This is a genomic window from Pseudomonas sp. B16120, from assembly GCF_044218845.1.
In the GTDB taxonomy this organism is placed as follows: domain Bacteria; phylum Pseudomonadota; class Gammaproteobacteria; order Pseudomonadales; family Pseudomonadaceae; genus Aquipseudomonas; species Aquipseudomonas paracarnis.
Genome location: NZ_CP162588.1, coordinates 4,905,767 through 4,932,420 on the forward strand (window position 1 = coordinate 4,905,767; position 26,654 = coordinate 4,932,420).

At 60.3% G+C, this 26,654-nt stretch carries 22 protein-coding genes and 1 pseudogene; 15 read left to right on the plus strand and 8 right to left on the minus strand.

Annotated elements, in window-relative coordinates:
- Nucleotides 1-50: 50 nt before the first annotated feature.
- Together AB4P90_RS22930 and AB4P90_RS22935 are read right to left on the minus strand one after the other, a co-directional pair.
- Nucleotides 51-893 (minus strand): mechanosensitive ion channel family protein, encoded by an 843-nt coding sequence (locus AB4P90_RS22930; protein ID WP_014719720.1) that lies wholly within the window; start codon nt 891-893, stop codon nt 51-53.
- 136 nt (nt 894-1,029) lie between these two features.
- Nucleotides 1,030-1,515, minus strand: coding sequence for a YajQ family cyclic di-GMP-binding protein (locus AB4P90_RS22935; RefSeq protein WP_003193880.1), 486 nt, complete (start codon nt 1,513-1,515; stop codon nt 1,030-1,032).
- A gap of 123 nt (nt 1,516-1,638) precedes the next feature.
- Here AB4P90_RS22935 and AB4P90_RS22940 point away from each other — a divergent pair, with 123 nt between their 5' ends.
- From AB4P90_RS22940 to AB4P90_RS22950, 3 genes are read left to right on the plus strand one after another with little or no spacing between them, the layout of a single operon-like run.
- On the plus strand, nt 1,639-2,556 hold the full coding sequence (locus tag AB4P90_RS22940) for a putative 2-dehydropantoate 2-reductase (RefSeq protein WP_014719721.1): 918 nt from the start codon (nt 1,639-1,641) through the stop codon (nt 2,554-2,556).
- A 46-nt stretch (nt 2,557-2,602) separates the two neighbouring features.
- Nucleotides 2,603-4,639, plus strand: coding sequence for a PAS domain-containing sensor histidine kinase (locus AB4P90_RS22945; RefSeq protein WP_014719722.1), 2,037 nt, complete (start codon nt 2,603-2,605; stop codon nt 4,637-4,639).
- A 2-nt stretch (nt 4,640-4,641) separates the two neighbouring features.
- Nucleotides 4,642-5,220: a cob(I)yrinic acid a,c-diamide adenosyltransferase gene (locus AB4P90_RS22950; RefSeq protein WP_014719723.1), complete on the plus strand. Its 579-nt coding sequence runs from the start codon at nt 4,642-4,644 to the stop codon at nt 5,218-5,220.
- 140 nt (nt 5,221-5,360) lie between these two features.
- Here the strand turns inward: AB4P90_RS22950 and AB4P90_RS22955 are convergent, their stop codons facing one another.
- The 3 genes from AB4P90_RS22955 to secA form a co-directional block, all read right to left on the minus strand.
- On the minus strand, nt 5,361-6,305 hold the full coding sequence (locus AB4P90_RS22955; protein WP_191948877.1) for a Nudix family hydrolase: 945 nt from the start codon (nt 6,303-6,305) through the stop codon (nt 5,361-5,363).
- A gap of 19 nt (nt 6,306-6,324) precedes the next feature.
- A complete protein-coding gene (gene argJ / locus AB4P90_RS22960; RefSeq protein ID WP_014719725.1) occupies nt 6,325-7,542 on the minus strand; it encodes a bifunctional glutamate N-acetyltransferase/amino-acid acetyltransferase ArgJ in 1,218 nt (405 codons plus the stop codon).
- 124 nt (nt 7,543-7,666) lie between these two features.
- Nucleotides 7,667-10,402, minus strand: coding sequence for a preprotein translocase subunit SecA (secA, locus tag AB4P90_RS22965; RefSeq protein WP_014719726.1), 2,736 nt, complete (start codon nt 10,400-10,402; stop codon nt 7,667-7,669).
- A 306-nt stretch (nt 10,403-10,708) separates the two neighbouring features.
- Between secA and AB4P90_RS22970 the strand changes: the two genes are divergently transcribed.
- On the plus strand, nt 10,709-11,164 hold the full coding sequence (locus AB4P90_RS22970; protein ID WP_014719727.1) for a DUF721 domain-containing protein: 456 nt from the start codon (nt 10,709-10,711) through the stop codon (nt 11,162-11,164).
- Nucleotides 11,165-11,168: 4 nt separating this feature from the next.
- On the opposite strand, the gene AB4P90_RS22975 is transcribed toward AB4P90_RS22970, so the two are convergent.
- Entirely contained in the window at nt 11,169-12,647 is a 1,479-nt protein-coding gene (locus tag AB4P90_RS22975; RefSeq protein ID WP_014719728.1) for a helicase HerA-like domain-containing protein, read from the minus strand.
- A 349-nt stretch (nt 12,648-12,996) separates the two neighbouring features.
- Here AB4P90_RS22975 and AB4P90_RS22980 point away from each other — a divergent pair.
- The 5 genes and pseudogenes from AB4P90_RS22980 to AB4P90_RS23000 form a co-directional block, all read left to right on the plus strand.
- A pseudogene (locus AB4P90_RS22980) lies at nt 12,997-13,836 on the plus strand (cache and HAMP domain-containing protein); the annotation flags it as partial.
- A 141-nt stretch (nt 13,837-13,977) separates the two neighbouring features.
- Nucleotides 13,978-14,742: a methyl-accepting chemotaxis protein gene (locus AB4P90_RS22985; protein WP_370694806.1), complete on the plus strand. Its 765-nt coding sequence runs from the start codon at nt 13,978-13,980 to the stop codon at nt 14,740-14,742.
- 227 nt (nt 14,743-14,969) lie between these two features.
- Nucleotides 14,970-16,091 (plus strand): glycosyltransferase family 1 protein, encoded by a 1,122-nt coding sequence (locus tag AB4P90_RS22990; RefSeq protein ID WP_014719730.1) that lies wholly within the window; start codon nt 14,970-14,972, stop codon nt 16,089-16,091.
- Nucleotides 16,084-16,836 carry a DUF2334 domain-containing protein gene (locus AB4P90_RS22995; RefSeq protein ID WP_395605394.1) on the plus strand — a complete coding sequence of 251 codons (753 nt, stop codon included), beginning with the start codon at nt 16,084-16,086 and terminating at the stop codon, nt 16,834-16,836. The genes AB4P90_RS22990 and AB4P90_RS22995 overlap by 8 nt, the downstream gene beginning before the upstream one ends.
- On the plus strand, nt 16,824-17,933 hold the full coding sequence (locus AB4P90_RS23000; RefSeq protein WP_395605395.1) for a YbhN family protein: 1,110 nt from the start codon (nt 16,824-16,826) through the stop codon (nt 17,931-17,933). The genes AB4P90_RS22995 and AB4P90_RS23000 overlap by 13 nt, the downstream gene beginning before the upstream one ends.
- A 123-nt stretch (nt 17,934-18,056) precedes the next feature.
- Here AB4P90_RS23000 and purU read toward each other — a convergent pair whose 3' ends face one another.
- The gene (purU, locus tag AB4P90_RS23005; protein ID WP_019821236.1) at nt 18,057-18,905 is read right to left on the minus strand and encodes a formyltetrahydrofolate deformylase; all 849 of its coding nucleotides are present in this window, start codon (nt 18,903-18,905) and stop codon (nt 18,057-18,059) included.
- A 351-nt stretch (nt 18,906-19,256) separates the two neighbouring features.
- Here purU and mvaT point away from each other — a divergent pair, with 351 nt between their 5' ends.
- Nucleotides 19,257-19,631 (plus strand): histone-like nucleoid-structuring protein MvaT, encoded by a 375-nt coding sequence (gene mvaT / locus AB4P90_RS23010; RefSeq protein ID WP_019821235.1) that lies wholly within the window; start codon nt 19,257-19,259, stop codon nt 19,629-19,631.
- A 90-nt stretch (nt 19,632-19,721) separates the two neighbouring features.
- On the opposite strand, the gene sbcB is transcribed toward mvaT, so the two are convergent.
- Nucleotides 19,722-21,149: an exodeoxyribonuclease I gene (gene sbcB / locus AB4P90_RS23015; protein ID WP_019821233.1), complete on the minus strand. Its 1,428-nt coding sequence runs from the start codon at nt 21,147-21,149 to the stop codon at nt 19,722-19,724.
- A 167-nt stretch (nt 21,150-21,316) separates the two neighbouring features.
- Here sbcB and AB4P90_RS23020 point away from each other — a divergent pair, with 167 nt between their 5' ends.
- The 5 genes from AB4P90_RS23020 to AB4P90_RS23040 are packed head-to-tail and all read left to right on the plus strand — an operon-like array spanning nt 21,317 to nt 26,648.
- Nucleotides 21,317-22,009, plus strand: a complete 693-nt coding sequence (locus AB4P90_RS23020; RefSeq protein ID WP_014719736.1) for an RDD family protein — start codon at nt 21,317-21,319, stop codon at nt 22,007-22,009.
- Nucleotides 22,006-22,986: a stage II sporulation protein M gene (locus AB4P90_RS23025; RefSeq protein ID WP_122300602.1), complete on the plus strand. Its 981-nt coding sequence runs from the start codon at nt 22,006-22,008 to the stop codon at nt 22,984-22,986. Before AB4P90_RS23020 ends, AB4P90_RS23025 begins: the two co-directional genes overlap by 4 nt.
- A complete protein-coding gene (locus tag AB4P90_RS23030) occupies nt 22,973-24,502 on the plus strand; it encodes a DUF4129 domain-containing protein (protein ID WP_395605396.1) in 1,530 nt (509 codons plus the stop codon). Before AB4P90_RS23025 ends, AB4P90_RS23030 begins: the two co-directional genes overlap by 14 nt.
- Nucleotides 24,499-25,656, plus strand: coding sequence for a DUF4350 domain-containing protein (locus AB4P90_RS23035; RefSeq protein WP_014719739.1), 1,158 nt, complete (start codon nt 24,499-24,501; stop codon nt 25,654-25,656). The genes AB4P90_RS23030 and AB4P90_RS23035 overlap by 4 nt, the downstream gene beginning before the upstream one ends.
- Nucleotides 25,653-26,648, plus strand: a complete 996-nt coding sequence (locus tag AB4P90_RS23040) for a MoxR family ATPase (RefSeq protein ID WP_019821227.1) — start codon at nt 25,653-25,655, stop codon at nt 26,646-26,648. The genes AB4P90_RS23035 and AB4P90_RS23040 overlap by 4 nt, the downstream gene beginning before the upstream one ends.
- Nucleotides 26,649-26,654 lie beyond the last annotated feature (6 nt).

Genomic DNA, 26,654 nt, shown 5'->3' on the forward strand with positions numbered 1-26,654 from the left:
AGTTTTTTCAAAGCTGACCTTTCGGCCAACTTCGATAGCATCGCGCCAAGTTACTTCGGCGCACTTTCCTGCATCACCCGAATAACCCGTTGCGGAAACGGAATATCAATCCCGGCCGCTTTCAAACGGTCACGCGCCAGTTCATTGAGCATAAACATCACGTCCCAATAATCCGGAGTGTTGGTCCAGCAACGCAGGGAGACGGTGATGGAACTGTCGCCCAAGGTCGACACCACCGCCACGGCGGCAGGGTCCTTCAGTACACGCGGGTCTTCGGCCAGAGCCAGCAATACTTCACGGGCCTTTTGCAGGTCCGCCTCATAGTCCACACCCACGTCAAACACGACCTTGCGGGTCGGCTGGCGGTTGGTGTTGGTGATAAGGCCGTTGGACAGGCTGCCGTTGGGAATGATCACCGTCTTGTTGTCGCCGGTACGCAGCACCGTGTGGAAGATCTGGATGCTGTCGACGGTACCCGAGGTACCCTGGGCTTCGATCCAGTCACCGATACGGAACGGGCGGAACAACAGAATCAACACGCCGCCGGCAAAGTTCGCCAGGCTGCCTTGCAAGGCCAGGCCGATAGCCAGGGTAGCGGCACCGATCGCCGCAACGAACGAGGTGGTTGCCACACCGATCATCGAGGCCACGTTGACCACCAGCATGACTTTGAGCGCGATGTTCGCAAGGCTGGTGATGAAGTGTTGCAGTGCCAAGTCTGCGTTACGCATGGCCAGCAGACGGCCCACGCGGTGAGTCAAGACGTTGATCAGCCACCAGCCGATGGCCAGGGTGACCAACGCCAGCAATACGCGGCTGCCGTATTCCATGATCATGGGGAGCCAAGACTGGGAGGTCTTGATCAGGTGATCCATTTCAGCGTTCAAATCCATCTACTTTCTCCTGTTGTGCGGCGATAAGGCTGTATTGACTGCCTGAAAACGCAATTGAGCCCCGAAGGGCTCAATTGTAGGCACTGATGCTGGGGCGTGGGACGTCAAAAGTGCCCACAGGTTCCCCAAAGTGCCATCAGTCGCGGAAGTTATTGAACTGCAGCGGCATGTCGAAAGTCTTGGCGCGCAGAGCTGCGATAGCCTCTTGCAGGTCATCACGCTTCTTGCCGGTGACGCGAACCTGCTCGCCCTGGATGGCGGCCTGGACTTTGAGCTTGGCGTCCTTGATATGCGCCACGATCTTCTTGGCCAGCTCTTTGTCGATGCCTTCCTTGAGCACGGCTTCCTGCTTCATCAGCTTGCCGGAGGCGTAGGCATCTTTGACTTCCAGACATTGCACGTCGATCTTGCGCTTGACCAGGGCCAGCTTGAGGATCTCGATCATCGCTTCCAGCTGGAAATCGGCTTCAGCGGTCAGGTTGACGGTCAGTTCCTTTTCCTTGAATTCGAAGCTGCCCTTGCCTTTCAAGTCATAGCGACGGTCCAGTTCCTTGACGGCGTTCTCGACGGCGTTGGTGACTTCGTGTTTGTCCAGTTCAGATACCACGTCGAACGAAGGCATGTGATTTCTCCAATATAAGGGGCGGGCTCAGTAGAGATGGAGCGCGCCCGAGCTAAAATGCCGGGGCATTATAGCGGTTCTTTCGCGCCGTTCACCGCTGGCGACCTTATGGAGTACACACTGATGTCGACCCCCTGGCATATTCTTGGCGCTGGCAGCCTGGGCACCCTCTGGGCCACGCGGCTGGCACGCGCGGGGGTGCCCGTCAGGCTGATCCTGCGTAACCAGGCGCGCCTGGCCAGCTATCGCGCAGGCAAAGGGCTGACCCTGGTGGAGCACGGCGTGGAACAGACTTATCCGGTCATCGGCGAAACGCCTGATAGCTCGGAGCCGATTCGGCGTCTGCTGGTAGCGTGCAAAGCCTACGACGCTCAAAGCGCCATCGCACAGTTGCAGCATCGACTGGCGCCGGACGCCGAATTGATCCTGCTGCAAAACGGCCTCGGCAGCCAGGACGCCGTGGCTGCGCAATGGCCGTCGGCGCGCTGCATCTTTGCCTCCAGCACCGAGGGCGCATTTCGCGATGGCGATTGGCGGGTGGTATTTGCCGGCCATGGCTACACCTGGCTGGGGGACGCGAGCCATCCCACCCCGCCGCTGTGGCTGGATGATTTGCAAGCGGCAGGCATCCCCCATGAATGGGCCACCGATATCCTGACGCGCCTGTGGCGCAAGCTCGCGCTCAATTGCGCCATCAACCCACTGACCGTGTTGTACCACTGCCGCAACGGCGGTTTGAGCGCCCACCACTGCGAGGTCGCCACGCTCTGCGCCGAACTGGCCGAACTGCTGGAGCGCTGTGGCCAGCCTGCGGCTGCACAGGACTTGCACAGCGAAGTCGAGCGGGTGATCCAGGCCACCGCCGCCAACTATTCCTCCATGTACCAGGACGTCGCCAACGCCCGACGCACCGAGATCAGTTACCTGCTGGGCTACGCTTGCCAGGCCGCGGCCCGCCATCAGTTGGCAGCGCCGCACCTGCAACAGGTACACACGCGGTTGGTGGCGCATCTGCTTGCACGCGGATTGGCCAGCGACTGAGGCACGCGCTACCCTGCCTACCTGTCTATCACCTGGGAAAACTCTGATGCCACTGCGCCAGCGTCTTGAAAATCTACCAGTAGGACAAAAACTGCTGGCGGCCCTGCTGGTGCTTCTCACCACCGTATTGCTGGTGGCCAACCTGACGTTTATCAGCGCCGCCTACTGGATCTCCCAGGAAAGCATGGCCCCCCAGGCCTTGCAGGCTATTGGTCGACTGGTGTCCAACCCCTCGCTCGCCGCCGAGGCGCTTGAGTCCCCGACCAAGGCCGAGGCGCTGCTCAATGAATTGACCAGCTATTCACCGTTGCGCGCCGCCGCGCTGTACGACGGCGAAGGCAACCGCCTGGCGCAGATGCAGCACGGCGACCGCCTGCACCTGCCGGACCACTACCGGCATATCGAAGCGTGGCGCCTCACCGAATTTCGCAGCAACCAAATCATCACCCTGCCCCGTGGCACTCAGCCTTCGGGGCATTTGTTGCTGGTGGCCAGCAGTGAGCTGCCGGTGGCGTTCTATACCGGCACGCTGACCGCGAGCCTGGGCATCCTGATTTTCAGTGTGTTGCTGTGGCTGGTCATCGCCCGGCAAATAAAACGCCTGATCACACGACCGATTCATGAACTTGAAGAACTGTCCCGCCAGGTGACCCGCGAGGAGAACTACGCTTTACGCGCCGGGCGTGGCAACCGTGATGAAATCGGCAGCCTGGCCGAAGCGTTCAACACCATGTTGTCGCGCATCGAAGCTCGCGAGCAGCAGCTCAAACGCGCGCGCGACGACTCTCAGGCCGCGTATGACCAGGCCCAGGGTTTGGCCGAAGAAACCCGGCATACCAACCGCAAGCTGGAACTGGAAGTCCAGGTACGCAGCAAGATCGAGAAAAAGCTCACGGGCTTCCAGAACTACCTGAACAGCATCATTGACTCGATGCCCTCGGCGCTGATCGCCCTGGACGAACAACTCTATGTCACCCAGTGGAACCAGGAAGCTACCGCCCTCTCCGGTACGCGTCTGGACGAAGCCCTGAACCAGCCGGTGTTCCTGGCCTTCCAGCCGCTCAAGCCGTACCTGCCACAGATCAAGGCCACCGTGGAGCAGCACACAGTGGAGCGGATAGAACGGGTCACCTGGATCAAGGACGACGAGCCCAAGCATTATGCGCTAACGTTCTACCCGTTGATGGGCGGCGCCGGGCGCGGTGTGGTGATCCGAATCGACGACATCACCCAGCGCCTGTCCCTGGAAGAAATGATGGTGCAATCGGAAAAAATGCTCTCCGTGGGCGGCCTGGCCGCAGGTATGGCCCATGAGATCAACAACCCGTTGGGCGCGATCCTGCATAACGTGCAGAACATTCGGCGGCGCCTGTCCCCCGAGCTGCCCAAGAACCTTGAACTTGCCGAACAGGTGGGCATCGAGCTGGAGACGGTCAACCGATACCTGCAAGGCCGCGAAGTCCCGCAACTGCTCGACGGCATTCAGCAGGCCGGGGCGCGTGCCGCGAAAATCGTTACCCACATGCTCAGCTTCAGCCGCCGCAGCAATCGCCAGATGGCGCCCTGCGATTTGCCGGCGCTGATCGACCAGGCCGTGGAAATCGCCGGTAACGACTTTGACCTGACCATCGGTTTCGATTTCAAGGGCCAGGCGATCATCCGCCAGTTCGATCCGCAACTGGGCCCGGTGCCCGGCACCGCCAACGAGCTGGAGCAAGTGCTGCTCAATTTGCTGAAAAACGCTGCCCAGGCCATTCACCTGCGCGAGGACGACAGCGAGCCGGGGCGCATCATCCTGCGCACCCGCCTCAACCCGCCGTGGGCGGAAATCCAGGTGGAAGACAACGGCATCGGCATGAGCGAAAACGTGCGCAAACGCACGTTCGAACCGTTCTTTACCACCAAGGAAATCGGCCAAGGTACCGGGCTTGGGCTGTCAGTGTCGTATTTCATCATCACCAACAACCACAAGGGCCAGATGGAAGTGCATTCCACCCTGGGCCAGGGCACCTGCTTTACCTTGCGCCTGCCTTTGGCCGGCAGCCAATTGCCCCCCACTGAACTTACCCAACTGGAGCACTGACCATGGGCTTTCGCCTGTCGAAGATCTACACCCGTACCGGCGACAAAGGCGAGACCGGCCTCGGCGACGGCCGCCGCGTGCCCAAGGACCATCCACGCGTGGAAGCGATTGGCGAGGTGGATACGCTGAACAGCCAACTCGGCCTGCTGTTGGCTAACCTTGAAGAACAAAGCGGCAAGCATCCGGGGTTGAAGGATGTGATTGAAGTGCTCACGCCTTGCCAGCACCGTCTGTTTGACTTGGGCGGTGAGCTGGCCATGCCTGTGTACAAGGCGTTGAATGCGGCGGAAGTGGATCGGCTGGAGGCTGCGATTGATCGCTGGAACGAGGAAGTCGGGCCGCTGGAGAATTTCATCCTGCCTGGCGGTTCAGCGTTGATCGCTCAAGCCCATGTGTGCCGCAGCCTGGCGCGCAGCGCCGAACGCCGTTGTCAGCACCTGAATGCGGTGGAACCGTTGGAGGGTGTGGGGTTGGCGTACATCAATCGGTTGTCGGATTTGCTGTTTGTGGCGGCCAGGGTGATTGCCAAACGCCAAGGTGTTGCGGAAGTGTTGTGGCAGGCAGCGGCCAAGCCACACTGAGCAGATCGTTCCCACGCTTTGCGTGGGAATGCATCAACGGACGCTCCGCGTCCCAAAGCGTGACGCAGAGCGTCGCAGGAGGCATTCCCACGCAGAGCGTGGGAACGATCAGCACGATCAGCAGAGCGTGGGAACGCTCATCACACCTGCGGCCAGAACGCCCGAATACCTGCCACACCTTGCGCACCAGCCTCCCAAGCTTGCTCCCGCTGCGCCGGCCCAACCCCGCCCAACAGAAACACCGGCTTGCTGAACCCGGCGATCAACTCAGCCGCCTGTTCCCAACCCAACGGCTGCGCATCCGGATGGGTCTGAGTCGGCTGCACCGGCGACAGCGTGACAAAATCCACGTCCATCAACTCTGCCAGCGCCAGTTCTTCCGCGTTGTGGCAAGACGCCGCCAACCAGCGGTCTTTGGGCAGCGGCCGGCCCTTGCTCGCGTATTTGCGCAACTGCGCCGAGGTCATATGCCACCCCGCAGCAGGGAAATCCCCCAGCCACTCGAACGGCCCCTTGAGCATCAGTTGCGCCTTGCCGGCGCACAGGCCCACCGCATCCACCGCCAGGTCACGGTATTTGGGGTCATAGCCGTTGGGCGCACGCAGTTGAACCAGCTTGATGCCACCAGCAATAGCCTTTTGGATACCGCGCAACAGCGTCGGGGTTTCCAGCTCGCCAGGGGTGATCAGATATTCGGCGGGCAAGCGTGCCGCGGCGACAATCGGCGCATTCGCCGCCGGAAATTCATAGTTGACCAGGTCCCGCGGTGCCACCCACGCCAACGGCTGCCCTTCAGCGCCATGGGGCTCGCCGGTAAAAGCCGAGACTTCCCAGACATCCAGCAATACCTGCTTGTCCGGATAGTCATATTGCACCTTGATCAGCGGCCGCGCCGTGGTGACCTGGATGCCCAGCTCTTCCTGCAATTCACGGGACAAGGCCGTGGCAACCGACTCATCAGCCTCCACCTTGCCGCCGGGAAATTCCCAGAGGCCGCCTTGATGCTGAGTATCGGCACGGCGCGCCAGCAGGATCCTGCCATCGACACCGCGGATCACCGCTGCTGCTACATGTACTCGTTTCACCGCCAGTTTCCTCTTGGTATCAGGTACGGTATTCCGCGTTGATCTTCACGTACTCGTGGGACAGGTCGGTGGTCCAGATGGTTTCGCTGCAGTCACCACGACCCAGTTCGATACGGATGGTGATTTCTTCCTGCTGCATCACCGCCGAGCCCTGGGCTTCGGTGTAGGTTTCGGCGCGGGCGCCACGGCTGGCGATGCACACGTCACCCAGGAACACGTCGATTTTGCTCACGTCCAGGTCCGGCACGCCGGCACGGCCGACAGCCGCGAGGATACGTCCCCAGTTCGGGTCCGAAGCAAACAGCGCGGTCTTGATCAGCGGCGAGTGCGCCACGGTGTAGCCCACATCCAGGCATTCCTGATGGTTGCCGCCGCCGTTGACTTCAACCGTGACGAACTTGGTCGCGCCCTCGCCGTCACGCACGATGGCCTGGGCCACGTCCATGCACACTTCGAACACCGCCTGTTTCAACGCCGCAAACAACGGGCCTTCGGTGGAGGTGATTTCCGGCAGGTTGGCCTGGCCGGTGGCGATCAGCATGCAGCAGTCGTTGGTGGAGGTGTCACCGTCGATGGTGATGCGATTGAACGACTTGTTGGCGCCGTCCAGCATCAGCCGTTGCAGCACATCACGGGAAACTTTGGCGTCGGTGGCGATATAGCCGAGCATGGTGGCCATGTTCGGGCGGATCATGCCTGCGCCTTTGCTGATACCGGTGACGGTGATGGTCACGCCCTCATACACGAACTGGCGGCTCGCGCCTTTGGGCAAGGTGTCGGTGGTCATGATGCCAGTGGCCGCAGCCGCCCAGTTATCCACAGACAGATCATCGAGCGCGGCTTGCAGGGCGCCTTCGATTTTTTCCACCGGCAGCGGCTCACCGATCACACCGGTGGAGTACGGCAACACCTGGCTGGCATCGACGCCGGTCAACTGGGCCAGCTTGGCGCAGGTGCGCGCCGCCGCCACCAGGCCGGGCTCGCCGGTGCCCGCGTTGGCGTTGCCGGTATTGGTCAGCAGGTAGCGAATCGACCCGGCCACGCGCTGCTTGGCCAGAATCACCGGCGCGGCGCAGAAGGCGTTGAGGGTGAACACGCCCGCTACGGTCGAGCCTTCAGCACAGCGCATCACCACCACATCCTTGCGCCCCGGGCGCTTGATGCCGGCCGAAGCGATACCGAGTTCAAAACCGGCAACCGGGTGCAACGTGGGCAAAGGACCAAGACCAACAGCCATGAATGCGCTCCTTAAAAATAGGTGATGTCTGTGCCGTCGCTATCGACGGTGGGAATTAATGGCAAAACGCCGCGACGGCAAAGGCCGGTCGCGGCGCGGGGTGTTGCAGCGTCAGGCGAAAATCTTATTCGATCTGGCCGTGGCAGTGTTTGAATTTCTTGCCCGAACCGCAGTAGCACAGCTCGTTGCGGCCCAGCTTCTGGTCATTGCGAACCGGGGTCTGGGCCAGGGCCACATCGACCTCTTCACCCAATGCTTCAGGCTCATCCAGGCCCGGCGCTTCGTCGTGCTGGAACTGCATGCGCGCCGCCAGTGCTTCGGCTTCCTGACGCAGGCGTGCTTCTTCCTCGATCGGGTCTTCGCGACGCACTTGAACGTGGGACAGCACGCGGATCGAATCGCGCTTGATCGAATCCAGCAATTCGGAGAACAGCGTGAACGACTCGCGCTTGTACTCCTGCTTCGGGTTCTTCTGGGCGTAGCCACGCAGGTGGATACCGTGACGCAGGTGGTCCATGGTCGACAGGTGGTCTTTCCACAGGTCATCCAGCACGCGCAATACGATCTGTTTTTCGAAGGTGCGCAGTGCTTCGGCACTCGCTTGCTCTTCTTTCTCGTTGTACGCCGCCAGCAGCTCAGCCATCAGTTTTTCGCGCAGGGTTTCTTCGTACAGGTGATCGTCTTCGTCCAGCCATTGCTGAACCGGCAAGTCCACACCGAAGTCGCTCTTCAATGCCGCTTCCAGGCCGGCAACATCCCACTGCTCAGGCAGGGACTGTGGCGGGATGTGGGCGCTGACAGTGGCGTTGAGCACGTCCTGACGGAAATCAGCGATGGTCTCGCCAATGTTGTCGGCGGCCAGCAACGTGTTACGCATGTGATAAATCACTTTACGCTGTTCGTTGTTGACGTCGTCGAACTCAAGCAGTTGCTTACGAATGTCGAAGTTACGGCCTTCTACTTTGCGCTGGGCCTTCTCGATGGCGTTGGTCACCATGCGGTGCTCGATCGCCTCACCGGACTGCATGCCCAGGGCTTTCATGAAGTTCTTCACCCGGTCCGACGCGAAGATACGCATCAGGCTGTCTTCCAGCGACAGGTAGAAACGGCTGGAACCGGCGTCACCCTGGCGACCGGCACGGCCACGCAGCTGGTTGTCGATACGGCGCGATTCGTGACGCTCGGACGCGATCACCTGCAAGCCACCGGATTCCAGCACAGCCTGGTGACGCTTCTGCCAGTCGGCCTTGATCTGGGCGATCTGCTCAGGCGTCGGGTTGTCGAGCGAGGCCACTTCCACTTCCCAGTTGCCGCCCAGCAGGATGTCGGTACCACGACCGGCCATGTTGGTGGCGATGGTCAATGCGCCTGGGCGACCGGCCTGGGCGATGATCTCGGCTTCTTTTTCGTGGAACTTGGCGTTCAGTACCTTGTGCTCGATACCTTCCTTGTTGAGCAGGTTGGACACGTGCTCGGAGGTCTCGATGGTGGCGGTACCCACCAGGATCGGACGGCCCTTGGCCATGCCATCCTTGATGTCATTGATGATCGCCGCGTATTTCTCTTCGGCGGTCAGGAACACCAGGTCGTTGTAGTCTTTACGCGCCAACGGCTTGTTCGGCGGGATGACCATCACGGCCAGGTTGTAGATCTGGTGGAATTCGAACGCTTCGGTGTCGGCCGTACCGGTCATGCCGGACAGCTTGTTGTACAGACGGAAGTAGTTCTGGAAAGTGGTGGACGCCAACGTCTGGCTTTCGGCTTGGATGTTGAGGTGTTCCTTGGCTTCGATGGCCTGGTGCAGGCCTTCGGACAGACGACGACCGGGCATGGTACGACCGGTGTGTTCGTCAACCAGTACCACCTGGCCGTCCTGCACGATGTACTCGACGTTGCGGTGGAACAGCTTGTGGGCGCGCAGGCCAGCGTACACGTGGGTCAACAGGCCCAGGTTGTGCGCCGAGTACAGGCTTTCACCTTCGGCCAATTCGCCGATCTGGGTCAGCATCTCTTCGACAAACTGGTGACCGGCTTCGTTGAGTTCGACCTGGCGGGTCTTCTCGTCGATGGTGAAGTGACCTTCTTTGGTCACCACGCCTTCCACCTCCTCGATGTGCTGCTCAAGACGCGGGATCAACTTGTTGATCTCGGTGTACAGGCGCGAGCTGTCTTCGGCCTGGCCGGAGATGATCAGCGGGGTACGGGCTTCGTCGATGAGGATGGAGTCGACTTCGTCGATCACGGCAAAGTTGAGTTCACGCTGGAATTTTTCATCCATGCTGAACGCCATGTTGTCGCGCAGGTAGTCGAAACCGAATTCGTTGTTGGTACCGTAGGTGATGTCGCAGGCGTACGCGGCGCGCTTCTCTTCCGGCGGCTGGAACGGCGTTACCACGCCGACGGTCAGGCCGAGGAATTCATACAGCGGGCGCATCCAGTTGGCGTCCCGGCGAGCCAGGTAGTCGTTCACCGTCACAACGTGCACGCCCTTGCCGGACAGTGCGTTGAGGTAAACGCCCAGGGTTGCCACCAGGGTCTTGCCTTCACCGGTGCGCATTTCGGCAATCATGCCTTCATGCAAGGTCATGCCGCCGATCAACTGGACGTCGAAGTGGCGCATGCCCATGACGCGCTTACCGGCTTCACGGGCGACCGCAAAGGCTTCGGGCAGCAGCTTGTCGAGGGTTTCACCTTTGGCTATGCGGGCCTTGAACTCTTGGGTCTTGGCGCGCAATTGCTCGTCCGACAGAGCAACCATCTGCTCTTCGAAGGCATTGACCAGCTGCACCGTCTTGAGCATGCGTTTGACTTCGCGCTCATTCTTGCTTCCAAAAAGTTTCTTTAACAAAGGCGCAAACATATCGGCAGGTTCTTCCACACATAGGGATGGAGGGCGCACCGTGAGTGGCCCGAGCAGCCCTCACGGCCGCATTGCGAACGCGCATTCTACCCGGAATCGTGGGTGAGGAAAGTGGCGTTGTTCCCCGAGGCAGGCACGGCGCTGTGAGAGGGCCTGTTTAAAATAAGGGCTTTTGCGCGAACTTCAACCCATGGAGCGCAGAAGTTACTTATTGATTTCATGGGCAAAGCCCAGCCGAGGCACGGCCGCGGGGTGTACCGGCGCTTTCTGTTAAGATAACCGCTCTGTTACCTAAGGTGTCTAAACATGGCATTTCGCCCTCTTACAGCCCGCGCGCCCGGCGTGTTGCTTCGCGAAGCCAAGCCGTTGAAAGCCATCTTTGGCCATGCCAAACGCCTGGGCCATTTGCAACGCCTGCTGGAAAGCCAGCTGCAACCTGCCGCACGTGAGCACTGTCATGTGGCGTCCTGGCGAGAAGGCAATCTGCTATTAATTGTCACCGATGGTCATTGGGCCACGCGCTTGCGTTATCAGCAAAAACGCTTGCAGCGCCAGTTGATGGCGTTTGAAGAATTCGCCGGCTTGACGCGCATTCAGTTCAAGGTACAGCCACCCACCGTGCCGCAAGGCGCAGTGGGGCATACCATGGACCTGTCGGAAACGGCCGCCGAAACCCTTCAGGCCACCGCCGAAGGGATCAACGACCCGGGCTTGCGCGCCGCCCTGGAACGGCTGGCCGCCCATGCCCGGCCCAAAGCCTGAAACGTTATTTGCGTTTGCTGCCGCCCAATAACGAACCCAGCAGACCACGTACCAACTGGCGCCCCATCTGATTGGCGGCCTGCTGCATGGCTGACTTCAACGCCTTGCCCGCCGTGGTCCCCAGGAAGGCACCGGCCCTGTCGGTAAAGCTCGGCTCTTCGGCGGCCGGAGCAGCCTGCTCGGCAGGCCCAAGCTCCTTGCGGGCCATCAGCACTTCATAGGCAGACTCACGATCCACCGGCTTGTCATAGCGCCCCAACAGCGGCGAACTGGCAACCAACGCTTTACGTTCGGCTTCGGTGAGCGGCCCGATCCGCGATTGCGGAGGAGCAACCAGTACGCGCTGGACGACTTCCGGCGTGCCCTTTTCCTGCAAGGTTCCCACCAAGGCCTCACCAGTGCCCAACTCTGTAAGCACCGACAAGGTATCGAATGTCGGGTTGGGACGAAAACCGTCCGCCACCGCTCGCAGGGACTTCTGTTCTTTGGCAGTGAACGCGCGCAAACCGTGCTGGATGCGCAGGCCCAGTTGCGCCAGCACCGTATCCGGCAAGTCGCCCGGCGATTGGGTGACGAAATACACGCCGACGCCTTTGGAACGGATCAGGCGCACCACCTGCTCGAGGCGCTCCTGCAAGGCTTTTGGCGTATCGGCGAACAACAAGTGCGCTTCATCGAAAAACAACGCCAGCAACGGTTTATCGGCATCGCCGCGTTCCGGCAATTGTTCGAACAACTCTGCCAGCAGCCACAACAGGAAGGTCGCGTAGACCTTCGGCGCTTCATGCACCAAGCGGCTGGCGTCCAGCAGGTGGATGCGCCCACGCCCATCACTGGCGGGCTGCAAAATATCCTCCAATTGCAGGGCCGGCTCGCCAAACAGGGCTTCGGCGCCCTGCTGCTCCAGCACTGCCAGACGCCGCAACAAGGCCTGGCTGGAACCGGTGGTCATCAAGGCGGCGTCTTCGCCCAGTAGTTCCGGGTGATAGCGCAGGTGATTGAGCAGTGCCTTGAGGTCCTTGAGGTCCAGCAGCAACAGGCCTTCGCGGTCGGCCACTTTGAACGCCGCATAGAGCGCCGATTGCTGGCTGTCGGTGAGCTCCAACAGGCTGCCGAGCAAGAGCGGGCCCATTTCACTGATGGTGGTGCGCAACGGATGACCGGATTGGCCGTGGATATCCCACAGGGTGACCGGGTACGCCTGGGCTGTGTAATTAAGGAAGGGCATACCGGCGATGCGCTCGGCCACTTTGCCTTGGGGGTTGGCGGCGGCGCCCAGGCCGCAGAGGTCGCCTTTGATGTCGGCAGCGAACACCGCCACACCCGCATCACTGAAGGCTTCCGCCAGGCGCTGCAAGGTGACGGTCTTGCCGGTGCCCGTGGCGCCAGCGATCAACCCATGACGGTTGGCCAGGCGCATGGACTGGGCGATGGGCAGGCCGTCAAGGCCAGCACCGATAAGCAGTTGTGTGGAGTCAGGCATTTCGTCACCTATGGTTAATCTTTAGTGCCGCGAGGTCGATATAGACGGATGTAAGCCCGACAAAGACTAAAAAACGGTCAGATAATTCCGATATGGACCAACGGAGCTATCACCAGAAATACCACACCTTTTTTGACGCTGCCATTTTGCGCCTCCCGCATAGGATGCGCCTCGGATATTAAGACCTTAGCGGACCCTTCAAGCCATGAACAAAAATCTGCGCTTCAGCCACAAGATCCTGCTTGCAGCCTCCCTTATCGTCATCGCCGCTTTCGCGTTGTTTACCCTCTACAACGACTACCTGCAGCGCAACGCGATTCGTGACGACCTCAATAACTACCTGCATGAGATGGGCGACGTCACCGCCAGCAACATCCAGACCTGGCTCACCGGGCGTATCGCCCTGGTGGAAAACGCCGCACAGAACATCGCCATCAACCCTGAACAAAGCGTGGTCGCCAGCCTGCTGGAACAGAAAGCGCTGACCTCGTCATTCATGGCCACCTACGTCGGTGACAGCCAGGGCACCTTCACCATTCGTCCTGACACCAAGATGCCCGACGGCTTCGATCCGCGTGTTCGCCCCTGGTACAAGGGCGCCCAGGCCAGCAACGGTTCAACCCTGACCGAACCCTATATCGACGCGGCGACCGGGCAACTGATCATTTCTGTCGCCACGCCCAGCGCCAAGGGTGGCCAGAGCATCGGCGTAGTCGGCGGCGACCTGAGCCTGCAGACCCTGGTGGACAACATCGGCGCGCTGGATTTTGGCGGCATGGGTTATGCGTTCCTGGTCAGCGCCGACGGCAAAGTGCTGGTGCACCCGGATAAAGCCCTGGTGATGAAGACCCTGGCGGACGTTTATCCAAAAGACACGCCGAAGATCAGCGGCGATTTCAGCGAAGTGCAAGCCAACGGCAAGACCAATATCGTGACGTTCACACCGATCAAGGGCCTGCCCTCGGTGAACTGGTACCTGGGCGTTTCGGTGGATAAAGACAAGTCTTTCGCCATGCTCAGTGAGTTTCGCACCTCGGCGGTGATCGCAACGATCATCGCGGTGGTGATCATCATCGCCCTGCTCGGCATGCTCATCCGCGTCTTGCTGCAACCTTTGCACCTGATGACCCGAGCCATGCAGGACATTGCCGACGGTGAAGGCGACCTGACCCGCCGCCTGACCATCCAGAACAATGATGAATTCGGCACCCTGGGCAATGCCTTCAACCGCTTCGTCGAGCGCATTCATACCTCGATTCGCGAAGTGTCTTCAGCCACCGAGCACGTCAATGAAGTGGCCCTGCGGGTGGTCAGCGCCTCCAACTCGTCGATGGTCAACTCCGACGAACAGGCCAACCGCACTAACAGCGTCGCCGCCGCCATCAACCAACTGGGGGCCGCGGCCCAGGAGATCGCACGCAACGCCGCCCAAGCCTCCAGTCAGGCCAGCGATGCCAGGCACTTGGCCGAAGACGGCCAGCAGGTGGTTGAACGCAATATCAAGGCGATGACGCAGTTATCCAGCATGATCAGCACCTCAAGCACCAATATCGAAGCACTTAACAGCAAAACGGTGAATATCGGCCAGATTCTTGAGGTGATCACCAGCATTTCCCAGCAAACCAATCTGCTGGCGCTCAATGCGGCGATCGAAGCGGCGCGCGCCGGGGAAGCCGGGCGTGGCTTTGCGGTCGTGGCCGATGAAGTGCGCAACCTCGCTCATCGCACTCAGGAGTCGGCGCAACAGGTGCAGACGATGATCGAAGAGCTACAGGTGGGCGCCCGGGACTCGGTGACTACCATGAGCGAAAGCCAACGCCACAGCCTGGACAGCGTGGAAATCGCCAACCTGGCCGGCGAGCGCCTGAACAGCGTGACCCAGCGCATTGGCGAGATCGACGGTATGAACCAGTCGGTCGCCACCGCCACTGAAGAACAGACCTCGGTGGTGGAGTCGATCAATATGGACATCACCGAGATCAACACCCTCAACCAGGAAGGGGTGGAGAACCTGCAATCGACCCTGCGCGCCTGCTCGGATCTGGAACAACAGGCCTCGCGCTTGAAGCAATTGGTGGGCAGCTTCCGGATCTGAGGGGCAATACCGACCATTACAGCGAACGCAATGCGATCCAATGTGGGAGCGGGCTTGCTCGCGAAAGCAGTCTATCAGTTGAAGATGTACTGACTGATTCACCGCTTTCGCGAGCAAGCCCGCTCCCACAGGGGACCTGCGTTTAACAGACCGGCATAACACACCAATCCCAATCGAACATCTATCCTTACCTCAGGTCCATCTAGGGAGAGCAATGGATCGGAGGGATGTTCATCGTGCATATCGCTGACATAACCATGTTCTACGCCCCGGCCAGCGGTGGCGTACGCACTTACCTTGACGCCAAGCACCGGCGTCTGGCGCTCAAGCCGGGCATTCGCCACAGCCTGTTGATACCCGGTGCACACTTGAGCGAGCAGGACGGCATCTTCAAAGTACCGGCGCCCGCCCTGCCCTTCGGCAAAGGCTATCGCTTCCCCCTTCGTTTGGCGCCTTGGCGAAATGTCCTGCACGATTTACAGCCTGACCTGATCGAAGTTGGCGACCCTTACCTGACCGCCTGGGCCGCACTGGATGCCCGACGCCAATTGGATGTGCCGGTCATCGGCTTTTACCACTCCGACCTGCCACTGCTGGTGAGCAATCGCATGGGGCCTTGGTTTACCCCCAATGTTGAAGCCTATGTGCGCAAACTCTATGGGAATTTCGACCGAGTGCTCGCCCCCAGCCAGGTAATGGCCGACAAGCTCACCGGGCTTGGCGTCAGAAATGTCTTCGTGCAACCCCTGGGTGTAGACCTGCAAACCTTCACCCCTGAGGTACGTGACCCCGGCCTGCGCGCCGAACTGGGGATTGGCGAAGACACTCGACTACTGATCTTCGCCGGGCGCGGCTCCAAGGAGAAAAACCTGCCGGTGCTGCTCAACTGCATGAAACGCCTGGGGGAAGGCTACCACTTGCTGTTGGTGGGCTCCGGCATGCCGGCCAGCGTGCCAGACAATGTCACCGTGATTGACGGATTCCGGCCCGCCCAACATGTCGCTCGGCTGATGGCCAGCGCCGACGCCTTACTGCATGGTGGCGACCAGGAGACCTTCGGCCTGGTGATCCTGGAAGCCATGGCCTGCGGTATTCCAGTGGTCGCCGTGGCGGCCGGGGCCTTTACCGAGATTATCGACGAGCGTTGTGGCGTGCTGTGTGCGCCAAACAACCCCAAGGCCATGGCCGATGCGGTGCGCGAGTTGTTCAGTACCGACAGCCGACGCCTGGGTGCTCAGGCTCGGCGCCATGTCGAGCAGCATTATGCGTGGGACACAGTAGTCGACAGCCTGCTGGGGCATTACTGCGCCGTGCTGGGCAGCCATGAACCGATGCTCGCCCATGGCTGAGCGCGCGCTGATGCTGGTACTGCACGACGTGGCACCGCACACCTGGGCCGACTACCGGCCCTTCGTCGAGGCCGTCGATGCACTGGGCGACGTGCCCATCACTTGGCTGGTGGTGCCGGACTTCCATCACCATGACGACCTGGCCGCCCACCGCGATTTTCGGCGCCTGCTCGATAGCCGTGTCGCCAAGGGCGATGAACTCACCTTGCATGGTTATTACCATTGCGACGACCAACTTCGGCCGCGTACGCCAAAAGAATGGTTTATGCGACGCATCTATACCCACGAAGGCGAGTTTTACCAGCTGTCCGAAGCCGAGGCGTTGCGGCGGTTGACCGCCGGCATTGAGGTATTCCAGCGCAATGGCTGGCCGCTGCATGGCTTTGTTGCGCCAGCCTGGTTGATGAGCGATGGCACCCGGCAGGCATTGCGCCAGTTGCCGCTGAGCTACACCAGCGACCCACAACATTTTTATCGCCTACCGGACTTCACGCCTATCAGCGCCCCTGGCCTGGTGTGGAGCGCCCGCAGTGCATGGCGCCGGGGATTGTCCAAAATCCTCACTGATCGCCGCGAACAGCGATGGCAGGCCGCCCCGCTGATCCGACTGGGTTTGCATCCGGTGGACATGCGCCACAGGTTTTCCCGCGATTATTGGCTAGACACCCTGCAACGCCTGCTCAACGCGGGGCGCGTCCCCCAAACCAAGGCCGCCTGGCTGGCGACGCAGCCATGGGCCGACTGATCTGGTTAGTGTTGGCGCTCTTGGTGGCGCTGGTGATTCCATTGTGGCTGGGCGGCGGCGAAAGCATTGCGCGCCTGCGCCAGTTTCCGTTGCCCCAGTTACTGGGGATGTTCGCCATGATCATCGGCTGCTGGCTGATCAACAGCCTGCGCATCCGCCTGTTGCTTGGCGAGCATCGCCGCCAGTTAGGGCCGCTCAAAAGCCTTGGCGTGGTGATATCCACTGAATTCGCCATGTGTGCAACTCCCGGCGGCAGCGGCGGGCCGTTGACCCTGATGGCCCTGCTGGCGCGCAATGGTATCCGCCCCGCCCATGGCAGCGCGGTGTTCGCCATGGACCAATTGAGCGACCTGGTGTTTTTTCTCTGCGCACTGGTGGGGATCTTGCTGTATGCGCTGTTCCATAGCCTCAGCCCGCGTCTGGAGTGGTTGCTGGGGCTTAGCGCCGTGTCGATGGTGGGTGGGGTAATCAGTGGCTGGGCCGTGGTGCATGTTCACCGGCGGCTGATTCGCCTGGCGGGTTTGGCACTCAAGGCCATGAAGGTCGGCGCTACCACCCGCCGACGCTGGGCACGCCGGTTGCTGCGTTTTCTTGCGGCGTTCAGCGCCACCCTGAAACTACCCCGGAGCACCTTGCTTGGGGTCTTTGCGCTGACCAGCCTGCATTGGCTGCTGCGTTACAGCGTGCTGTACCTGGCGCTACGCGGGTTGGGGGGCGAGGTACAGTGGGCCTGGAGCTTTCTGATCCAGATGTTATCCCTGACTGCGGGGCAGTTCAGCCTGGCGCCAGGCGGGGCCGGCGCTGCGGAATTGACGTCAGCGGCACTGCTGGCGCCCATGGTGGGCACATCCACAGCGGCTGCGGCAATTCTGATCTGGCGCGCGGTGACCTACTACTTCTATTTGCTGGCCGGTGCGCCAGTGTTTCTATTGATGGTCGGCAAACCGCTGCTCAAGCGTCTTTTTCAGGGGCGGCAGGCGGCTGGTCCTGCGCCTGTGTCTGCTCCCATAAACGCGCCGCGCCTGGAAAATCAGTACCATCCTCGGCATCCAGCGCGTCCGGGTCGTAACGACTCAAACAGCCCTCGCCCAAGGTAGCAGGCGCCCGTGAGGTGGCTTTATCCAGCGGGTCGCTCATGGGAATCTCCTGAAACAGAAATAAAAAAGGGCCTGGAGAGTTTTACCTCCAGGCCCCGGTGTCTTTCAATCAAAATCGCTGGGTCAGAAGACCACGGTCTTGTTGCCGTGCACCAACACGCGATCTTCCAAGTGATAGCGCAGGCCACGGGCCAGCACCATCTTCTCGACGTCACGGCCGAAGCGCACCATGTCTTCAATGCTGTCGCTGTGGCTGACGCGCACCACGTCCTGCTCGATGATCGGGCCGGCGTCCAGCTCTTCGGTCACGTAGTGGCAGGTTGCACCAATCAGCTTCACGCCACGCAGGGAAGCCTGGTGATACGGCTTGGCACCGACAAAGGACGGCAAGAAGCTGTGGTGAATGTTGATCACCTTGCCAGCGTATTCGCGGCACAGTTCCGGTGGCAGGATTTGCATGTAGCGCGCCAGCACCACTACATCCGCATCATGCTGCTTGACCAGACGCGACACCTCGGCAAATGCCGGTTCCTTGTCCTGTGGGTTGACCGGCACATGGTAATAAGGGATGCCATGCCATTCGACCATGCTGCGCAGGTCATCGTGGTTGGAGATCACGCAAGCAATCTCGCAATCGAGTTCGTCGCTGTGCCAGCGGTGCAGCAGGTCTGCCAGGCAGTGGGATTCGCGGCTGGCCATCAGCACCACGCGTTTCTTCTGCTCTGTATCGGTGATGTGCCAGGTCATCGAAAACTCTTCGGCAATCGGCGCAAACGCCTCGCGGAATGCTTCCAGGCCAAAGGGCAGCGTATCGGCACGGATTTCGTGACGCATGAAAAACCAACCACTGAGATCGTCCGAGTGATGGCTCGCCTCGGTGATCCAGCCATTATGGGAAGCCAGAAAGTTACTGACCTTGGCAACGATGCCAACCCGGTCCGGGCAAGCAATCACCAGCCGAAAAGTGCGCATTAGGGGGAAACTCCAGAACTTCACAAAGGCCGCTATTCTAGCGATTACGCAGAAAAACTGCAGTATTCCCTTGCACCTTATCTTGAGGCATGGCCGTGGCAACACCCCTTAATCGTGTAAGGTTTTACCACCGCTATATGACGGTACAACGGCATGCTGAGGTCAGTAGCAAAAAATTAACGCGATTATCTTTGCGCTTAACGCTGACTAATTAACTCATCGGCCAGGTTTTCTCACACACATTCAATGTCATTCACCTGAATAACGTCTTAAATGTTTACTTGATGAAATTGCCTGACTATTATTAGGCCACTCACCCTGTCATTCAGCGTTCTACATAAGGTAGTCCACATGTCACTGATCAACGAATACCGCGCCACCGAAGAAGCTATCAAAGAGCTGCAAGCCCGTTTGAAGAACCTGTCCGAAGACGACAAGCTGAAAACCGAGCTGGAATTCGAAGGCAAATTGCGCACCCTGATGGGTGAATACTCCAAATCCCTGCGTGACATCATCGCGCTGCTGGATCCAGAGTCGAAAGTTAAAGCACCGCGCGGCGCTGTGAAAACTACCGGCACCAAGCGTGCTCGCAAGGTCAAGCAATACAAAAACCCACACAACGGCGAAGTGATTGAAACCAAAGGTGGCAACCACAAAACTCTGAAAGAGTGGAAAGCCAAGTGGGGCGGTGACGTAGTTGAAGGTTGGGCAACCCTGCTGGGCTAAGCCCGGTCGGACGTTCACCCGATACGTCACACATGAAAAACGCCAGCTTGCTGGCGTTTTTTATTGTCTGAATATTCTGTAGTTATGCGCTTACAGACTCAAGCGCGCCGCTAATGAATCCACATAGTCCTGCCATTGCGCCAGCACCTGGCACTGAAACGATGTAGCACTAACCGCCAACTCCTCACGCGCCTGCTTAAATGCCAACAGGGTATTCGGCGCCCCCCACTGCGCCTCCGACAAACGTTGCTGACAGAAAAGTTTCCAGCGTTGTTGCTCGTCATTGTTCAAGGTTTCAGGAAAGTTACGCGCCCGGTAGCGAAATAATAATTCCGGCAAACGATGATCATCGAACGGCCACTGCTGACGGGCTAATTGCGCGGGCTCTGCCATGCGAACTTGCTCACATAAACGGCGGTCACGATCACCAATAAAACCCTCGTAGAGCTGCTGCTCCGGGTCCGCGTTCGACGCAAAGTCTTCCTCGGCATAAATGGCCGCTAACTTGTCCCGCCAAACTTCCTGTGCGTCAGTTAGTCGCAGCGCCCGCGCGAGGCAAGCCTCCTTATCCAGTTGCAGGCGCTCAAGATCTTGCGGGCGCAGCACCTTCAACGGCGCAACCACCGGGCAGCGGTTGATATGCAGTAGCTTGAGCGGAACCGGCAGCTCACCTTCGGCCAGCTCATCGCGGCGCGTGTAAAGACGCTGGCGCAGGGTCGCCGCATCCAGGTCCAACAGCCCTTGTGGATCGAGCCCCAGGTCACAGACGATCAAGGCATTGCGATTGCGTGGGTGCCAGGCCAGGGGCAAGACCACGCCCAGGTAATGGCGTTCGGCGGAGAAACGCCCGGAGATATGCACCATCGGTTGCAGCAACCGCACCTGATCCATGACCCGTTGTTTACTGCGCAGTTGAAACAACCATTCATATAACTTCGGTTGTTTCTCCCGGACCAACCGCGCCAGGGCGATGGTTGCACGCACATCCGACAACGCGTCATGGGCCTGGCCGTGGTCTATGCCGTTGGCCTCTGTCAAGCGTTCGAGCTTGAGGGTCACGCGCCCTTCCTGCTCGGGCCAGTTGATGCCCTCCGGCCGCAGGGCGTAGGCGGTGCGCATCACATCGATCAAGTCCCAGCGACTGTTGCCGCCCTGCCACTCGCGCGCATAGGGGTCGAAAAAATTGCGGTACAGACTGTAGCGCGTCATTTCATCGTCGAATCGCAGGGTGTTGTAGCCGGCGCCGCAGGTACCTGGCGCGGCCAATTCGGCGTGCACCCGAGTCATGAAATCGGCTTCGGCAAGGCCCTTCTCAGCGAGGATACTCGGCGTAATACCTGTGATCGCACACGCTGCCGGATGAGGCAGGATATCGTCGCTGGGCTGGCAATAAAGGTTGATCGGCGCACCGACCTCATTGAGCTCAAGGTCGGTGCGGATACCGGCTACCTGGAGCGGGCGATCGTTGCGCGGGTTGATGCCGGTGGTTTCATAGTCGTACCAGAAAATCGAGGTCACGGGCTATTCCTGTGCTGAAGACCGACAAAGTCTAGGCGCTGCAAGGCGTCCGGGGCCAGCGATACCTTACTGTATAAATATCCAGAAAAACCTCGGGTGGTTGCTTCCATCCTCGACACTGCTAGCATCCGTGTCTCTCAAGTCGCCTCGCAGTGCCAAGGATCGCAATGCCATCAACCCCTCTGGATACCCACTATCAGATAGAAACGCCCGAGGGCATCGACCTGCCCCTGCGCCCTGCTGGCCTGCCCTCCCGGGCATTGGCGTTTGCATTCGACCTGGGCGTGCGCGGGATCATCATGGGTATCCTGCTGGTGCCGCTGGCGCTGCTCGGCAATGTGGGGATCGGGCTGGGTTCGCTGCTGCTGTTCCTGGTGAGCTGGTGGTACATGGTGTTGTTCGAAGTGCTCAACCAGGGCTGCTCGCCAGGCAAGCAGGTCATGGGCCTGCGCGTGGTACAGGATGACGGCACGCCCATTGGCTGGTCGGCATCGCTGATCCGCAACCTGCTGCGTTTTGTCGACATGCTGCCCTTCGGTTATTTCCTGGGCGCGATCAGTTGCCTGCAACATCCGCACTTCAAGCGGCTCGGCGACCTGGCCGCCGGTACGCTGGTGGTCTACCGGGAATTGCCGCTGGTACGCCCAAGCATCCCTCAAGCGCCCGCCCTGCGCTTACCCTTCGCACTGGAGTTGAGCGAACAGCGGGCCATCCTCGGTTTCGCCGAACGCCAGGCCGAACTCTCGGCCGAACGGGTGCATGAATTGGCCGCCATCCTCGCAGAGCCCCTGCAGGTGTCTGCGCCGCGCGCCGTGGAGCAACTCAACGGGGTAGCCCGTGGTTTGTTGGGGCCGACATGAAGCAGAGCCTTTTTGAAAGCCGCCACCAGCGCCAATGGCATACCTTCGCCGAGCAGTTGACACAACTGGAGCAAGGTAAAGCCAAGGCCGCCGATGTTGCCGACTTCCCGCATCAATATCGACGCCTGTGCCAACATCTGGCCCTGGCTCAGCAACGCGGCTATAGCAGTTACCTGGTCGACACGTTGCAACAACTGGCACTGCGCGGCCATCAACAACTGTATCGCCATCGCAGCCAACTGACGGCAAACATACTGGCGTTTCTTCTCGCCGAATTCCCGCGCCTGGTACGCGAACAATGGCGCTTCGTGCTGATCGCTGGCCTGCTGTTCTTTGGCAGCCTGGTGGGGATAGCCCTGCTGGTGTACCTGTTCCCCGATCTTATCTACAGCATCATCAGCCCACAGCAGGTGGCCGACATGCAGGGCATGTACAACCCCGACGCCAGCCGTCTGGGCCGTGCTGCCGAACGGGCCGCCAGCGAAGACTGGATGATGTTTGGCTATTACGTGATGCACAACATCGGCATCGCCTTCCAGACCTTTGCCGCCGGCCTGTTGTTCGGCCTGGGCAGTGTGTTCTTCCTGATTTTCAACGGCCTGGTCATAGGTGCAGTCTCCGGGCACCTTACCGACATTGGCTATGGCCAGACCTTCTGGTCGTTTGTCATTGGTCACGGCGCATTCGAGTTGAGCGCCATCACGCTGGCCGGTGCCGCAGGTTTGCAACTGGGCTGGTCACTGGTTGCCCCCGGGCGCTTGGCACGCAGCGAGGCCCTGCGCCTGGCCGCCCGCAAAAGCGTACGGATGCTTTGCGGTGTCATGGTGTTCCTGTTGATCGCAGCCTTTATCGAAGCCTACTGGTCCTCAACCACTCGCATTGAGCCCTGGATCAAATACGCAGTAGGCGCCGCGCTCTGGCTGCTGGTGGCCGCTTACCTGTCCCTGGCCGGGCGGAGTCGCCATGCGCCTGACTGACGCCAGCGTGGTGATTCGCCCGCGTACTTCCTGGGAAGCCATGGACCTGGGCGTACTGATGGCCAGGGAACACCGTGTCCTGCTGATGGGCAGTTGGGCGCTGGTAAGCTTGCCGGTATTCAGCCTGTTGACGGTGCTGCTCTGGAATTACCCGTCTTTGGTCATGTTCCTGTTCTGGTGGCTCAAGCCGGCCTTCGACCGCTTGCCGCTGTACATTCTGTCCAAGGCCCTGTTTGGTGAGCCCCCCAGCCTCAAACAGGCCGTTCGCCAGTGGCCGCAATTGCTCAAGGGGCAACTGTTCGCAAGCCTGACGTGGCGGCGGCTGAGCATGAGCCGCAGCTTCACCCTGCCCGTCAGCCAACTGGAAGGCCTGGACGGTGACGCACGTCAACGACGCCTTGGAGTGTTGCTGCAACGTAACGCTGGCGCCGCACGCTGGCTGACGACCATCGGTGTGCACATGGAAATCGGCCTCTGGTTTGGCGGCATGACCCTGTTCTATCTCTTCATCCCGCAACAGGTTGAACTGGACTGGGACTGGCAACGGCTAATATTCGCGTCAGCCTCGGACGTGCTTTGGCTTGAGCACCTGAGCAATGCCTTCTATGCCCTGGTCCTGGTGTTCTGGGAACCCATCTACGTCGCCTGTGGCTTCAGCCTGTACCTCAACCGCCGCACAGTGTTGGAGGCCTGGGACCTGGAACTGGTATTCCGTCGGCTGCGCCAGCGCCTGAGCAATGTCGCACCGCTGCTGTTGCTGGTGGTTGGCCTGGCGTTGCTACACATCAGCCCACCGACCATGGCAGATGAAACCACAGCCCATAAGCCACTTAGCACCCAGGCCGCCAGCCAATCCATCCAGGCGTTGCTGGAAAAGCCACCTTTCAAGAACCCGGAAACCGTCACACGCTATCGGTTTGGAGAAGAAAAAGCGCCGGTTAAAAACAAGGCCACGGGCGACGGCAAATTACCTGGCTGGCTCCAGGCACTGCTCGACAACCTTAACAGCGACACCTTCAAATACGTCGCCAAAACTTTGGAAATACTGCTCTGGAGCCTTGTGATTGGCGGCCTGGCCCTGGTGTGCTGGCGTTACCGTGAATGGTTGCGCACGTTCGTCAGCCGCCTTGGGCCTACTCGCACGGACGCTCCCTCGCCCGTTCCCGCTCAGTTGTTCGGGCTGGAACTGGGCACCGAGACATTGCCCGAAGACATCGCCAGCACCGCCGAACAACTATGGCCCACCCATCCACGGGAAGCCCTAGGCCTGCTGTATCGCGGGTTGCTCAGCCGGCTGTTGCACGAGTTCGACCTGCCACTGACAAGCGCCGATACCGAGGGGCAGGTACTGGAGCGTGTTCATCATTTGCAACAACCGCAGTTACTGGCGTTCAGCGACGAACTGACACGCCACTGGCAAAACCTGGCCTATGGTCACCGTCTGCCGCCTTCTTCAGCCCAACAAAAACTGTGCAGCGACTGGCGTGCTCTTTTCAGTGACGGAGCGGGCCAATGAATCGCGCGCTATTGTGGACAGCGCTGTTGTTGGCGTGCCTGGTGGGTGCGGGCGGCTTATATGCCTGGCACAAGGCAATTCCCTACGAGGAAGTGGTTGACCGGGGCCCGTCGCCAGAGGCTCGCGCCAATCCCTATCTGGCCGCCGAGCACTTTCTACGCCAGCACGGCTTGGTCGTGGCACACGCCAAGGGCCTTGAACGACTCGCCGAACTGCCCGCCAAAGGCCATAGCCTGTTGTTGCTGGGAGAGCGCAGCAACATGACCCCACGCCAGGTCGACCAACTGCTGGGCTGGGCAAAAGCCGGTGGCCACCTGCTCTTGGTCGCCGAGGCATTATGGGATGAAGAAGCCGGCACAAGCGGTGACCTGCTGCTTGATCGCCTCACTATCCGCCAAACCTTGAGCGACACCTTCGACGAACCCGTGCCACCGCGTAAAAAAACCAAACCGGATCTGACCAAGCTCTATGTCGACAACGAAACCGCACCGGCGTACTTTAGTTTTGACACTTACTTCAACCTCACCGACCCCAAGCACCTGGCGCAGTTTTCCGCCAACAGCGCCCAGTCCAGCCACCTGATGCAACTCGACCTGGGGCAAGGTCGCGTCACGGTGATCACCGACAGCGACCTATGGAAAACCACAGATATCGGCAACCATGATAACGCCTGGTTGCTGTGGTACCTGAACCAGGGCACTGACGTCACCCTGCTGTTCAACAGCGACACAGACGATCTGTTTACTCTGTTGCTCCGTTATTTCCCCCAGGCCCTCGTCGCCCTGGTTGCGCTGCTTGCTTTGGGGCTGTGGCAGGCAGGCATGCGCCAGGGCCCGATCCAGACACCGGCGCCCAAGGCACGTCGCCAGCTGCAGGAACACTTGCAGGCCAGCGCGGACTTCCTATTGCGCCGCAGCGGCCAGGGCACGTTGTTGCAAGCCTTGCGACACGACATCCTGCGCGCAGCCCGGCGACGCCATCCAGGGTTCGAACACCTCGATGCGTCAGAGCAACGCCAGGTGCTGGAACACCTTACGCGACAACCCCCTCACATCATCAGCCAGGCGCTTGAGCCCGTTGCGCTGAAGCGGCTTTCCAGCGCCGACTTCAGCCGTCAGGTGGCGCACCTGCAAACCCTCAGGAATGCCTTATGAGCGACTCTCCACTGGCCACCGCCCTGACCGCCGAAAACCTTCAGCAGGCCAGCCAGCAGGCCCAGGCGCTGCGCGTGGAATTGCGCAAGGCCGTGATTGGCCAGGACCTTGTGATTGACGACGTGCTCACCGCCCTGATCGCAGGCGGCCACGTACTGCTTGAAGGCGTGCCTGGCCTGGGCAAGACCTTGCTGGTACGGGCCCTGGCCCGCTGCTTTGGCGGTGATTTCGCCCGCATCCAGTTCACCCCGGACCTAATGCCCAGCGATGTCACCGGCCACGCCGTTTACGACCTGCAGACCGAACAGTTCAAACTGCGCAAGGGGCCGTTGTTCACCCACCTGTTGCTGGCCGACGAGATCAACCGTGCACCCGCCAAGACCCAGGCAGCGCTGCTGGAGGCCATGCAGGAACGCCAAGTGACCCTGGAGGGCGAGGCGTTGCCCATCGGCCAGCCCTTCATGGTCCTGGCAACCCAGAATCCTATCGAACAAGAAGGCACCTACCCACTGCCCGAGGCCGAACTGGACCGCTTCATGCTCAAGGTGCGAATGGACTACCCGGATGCTCTACAAGAGCTGGATATGGTCCGCGAAGTGACTCGCTCGTCCAAGGCCGACATGCTGGAGGTACAGCCGTTGCGTACTGTGCTGCAAGCCGAGGACGTAGTAACGATGCAGCAAATTGCCAGTGACCTGCCACTGGATGAACAGGTGCTCGACTATGCCGTGCGCCTGGCCCGTGCCACGCGCAGTTGGCCGGGGCTGGCCATCGGTGCCGGCCCCAGGGCCTCCATCGCTCTGGTACGCGGTGCCCGTGCCCGTGCGCTGTTGCGCGGTGGCGAATTCGTCACCCCCGATGACATCAAGGGCTGCGCCCTGGCGGTACTGCGTCACCGGGTACGCATCGCACCAGAGCTGGACATCGACGGCTTGGAGGTCGACCAGGTGCTCCAGCAGTTACTCGACCAGATTGCGGCACCAAGGCAATGACGCGGC

Bases quoted from the DNA above. Each gene is read 5' to 3' on its own strand.
- AB4P90_RS22930 (WP_014719720.1), bottom strand. From the start codon at position 893: ATGGATTTGAACGCTGAAATGGATCACCTGATCAAGACCTCCCAGTCT.
- AB4P90_RS22935 (WP_003193880.1), bottom strand. From the start codon at position 1,515: ATGCCTTCGTTCGACGTGGTATCTGAACTGGACAAACACGAAGTCACC.
- AB4P90_RS22940 (WP_014719721.1), top strand. From the start codon at position 1,639: ATGTCGACCCCCTGGCATATTCTTGGCGCTGGCAGCCTGGGCACCCTC.
- AB4P90_RS22945 (WP_014719722.1), top strand. From the start codon at position 2,603: ATGCCACTGCGCCAGCGTCTTGAAAATCTACCAGTAGGACAAAAACTG.
- AB4P90_RS22950 (WP_014719723.1), top strand. From the start codon at position 4,642: ATGGGCTTTCGCCTGTCGAAGATCTACACCCGTACCGGCGACAAAGGC.
- argJ (WP_014719725.1), bottom strand. From the start codon at position 7,542: ATGGCTGTTGGTCTTGGTCCTTTGCCCACGTTGCACCCGGTTGCCGGT.
- secA (WP_014719726.1), bottom strand. From the start codon at position 10,402: ATGTTTGCGCCTTTGTTAAAGAAACTTTTTGGAAGCAAGAATGAGCGC.
- AB4P90_RS22970 (WP_014719727.1), top strand. From the start codon at position 10,709: ATGGCATTTCGCCCTCTTACAGCCCGCGCGCCCGGCGTGTTGCTTCGC.
- AB4P90_RS22975 (WP_014719728.1), bottom strand. From the start codon at position 12,647: ATGCCTGACTCCACACAACTGCTTATCGGTGCTGGCCTTGACGGCCTG.
- AB4P90_RS22985 (WP_370694806.1), top strand. From the start codon at position 13,978: ATGGTCAACTCCGACGAACAGGCCAACCGCACTAACAGCGTCGCCGCC.
- AB4P90_RS22990 (WP_014719730.1), top strand. From the start codon at position 14,970: ATGTTCATCGTGCATATCGCTGACATAACCATGTTCTACGCCCCGGCC.
- AB4P90_RS22995 (WP_395605394.1), top strand. From the start codon at position 16,084: ATGGCTGAGCGCGCGCTGATGCTGGTACTGCACGACGTGGCACCGCAC.
- AB4P90_RS23000 (WP_395605395.1), top strand. From the start codon at position 16,824: ATGGGCCGACTGATCTGGTTAGTGTTGGCGCTCTTGGTGGCGCTGGTG.
- purU (WP_019821236.1), bottom strand. From the start codon at position 18,905: ATGCGCACTTTTCGGCTGGTGATTGCTTGCCCGGACCGGGTTGGCATC.
- mvaT (WP_019821235.1), top strand. From the start codon at position 19,257: ATGTCACTGATCAACGAATACCGCGCCACCGAAGAAGCTATCAAAGAG.
- AB4P90_RS23020 (WP_014719736.1), top strand. From the start codon at position 21,317: ATGCCATCAACCCCTCTGGATACCCACTATCAGATAGAAACGCCCGAG.
- AB4P90_RS23025 (WP_122300602.1), top strand. From the start codon at position 22,006: ATGAAGCAGAGCCTTTTTGAAAGCCGCCACCAGCGCCAATGGCATACC.
- AB4P90_RS23030 (WP_395605396.1), top strand. From the start codon at position 22,973: ATGCGCCTGACTGACGCCAGCGTGGTGATTCGCCCGCGTACTTCCTGG.
- AB4P90_RS23035 (WP_014719739.1), top strand. From the start codon at position 24,499: ATGAATCGCGCGCTATTGTGGACAGCGCTGTTGTTGGCGTGCCTGGTG.
- AB4P90_RS23040 (WP_019821227.1), top strand. From the start codon at position 25,653: ATGAGCGACTCTCCACTGGCCACCGCCCTGACCGCCGAAAACCTTCAG.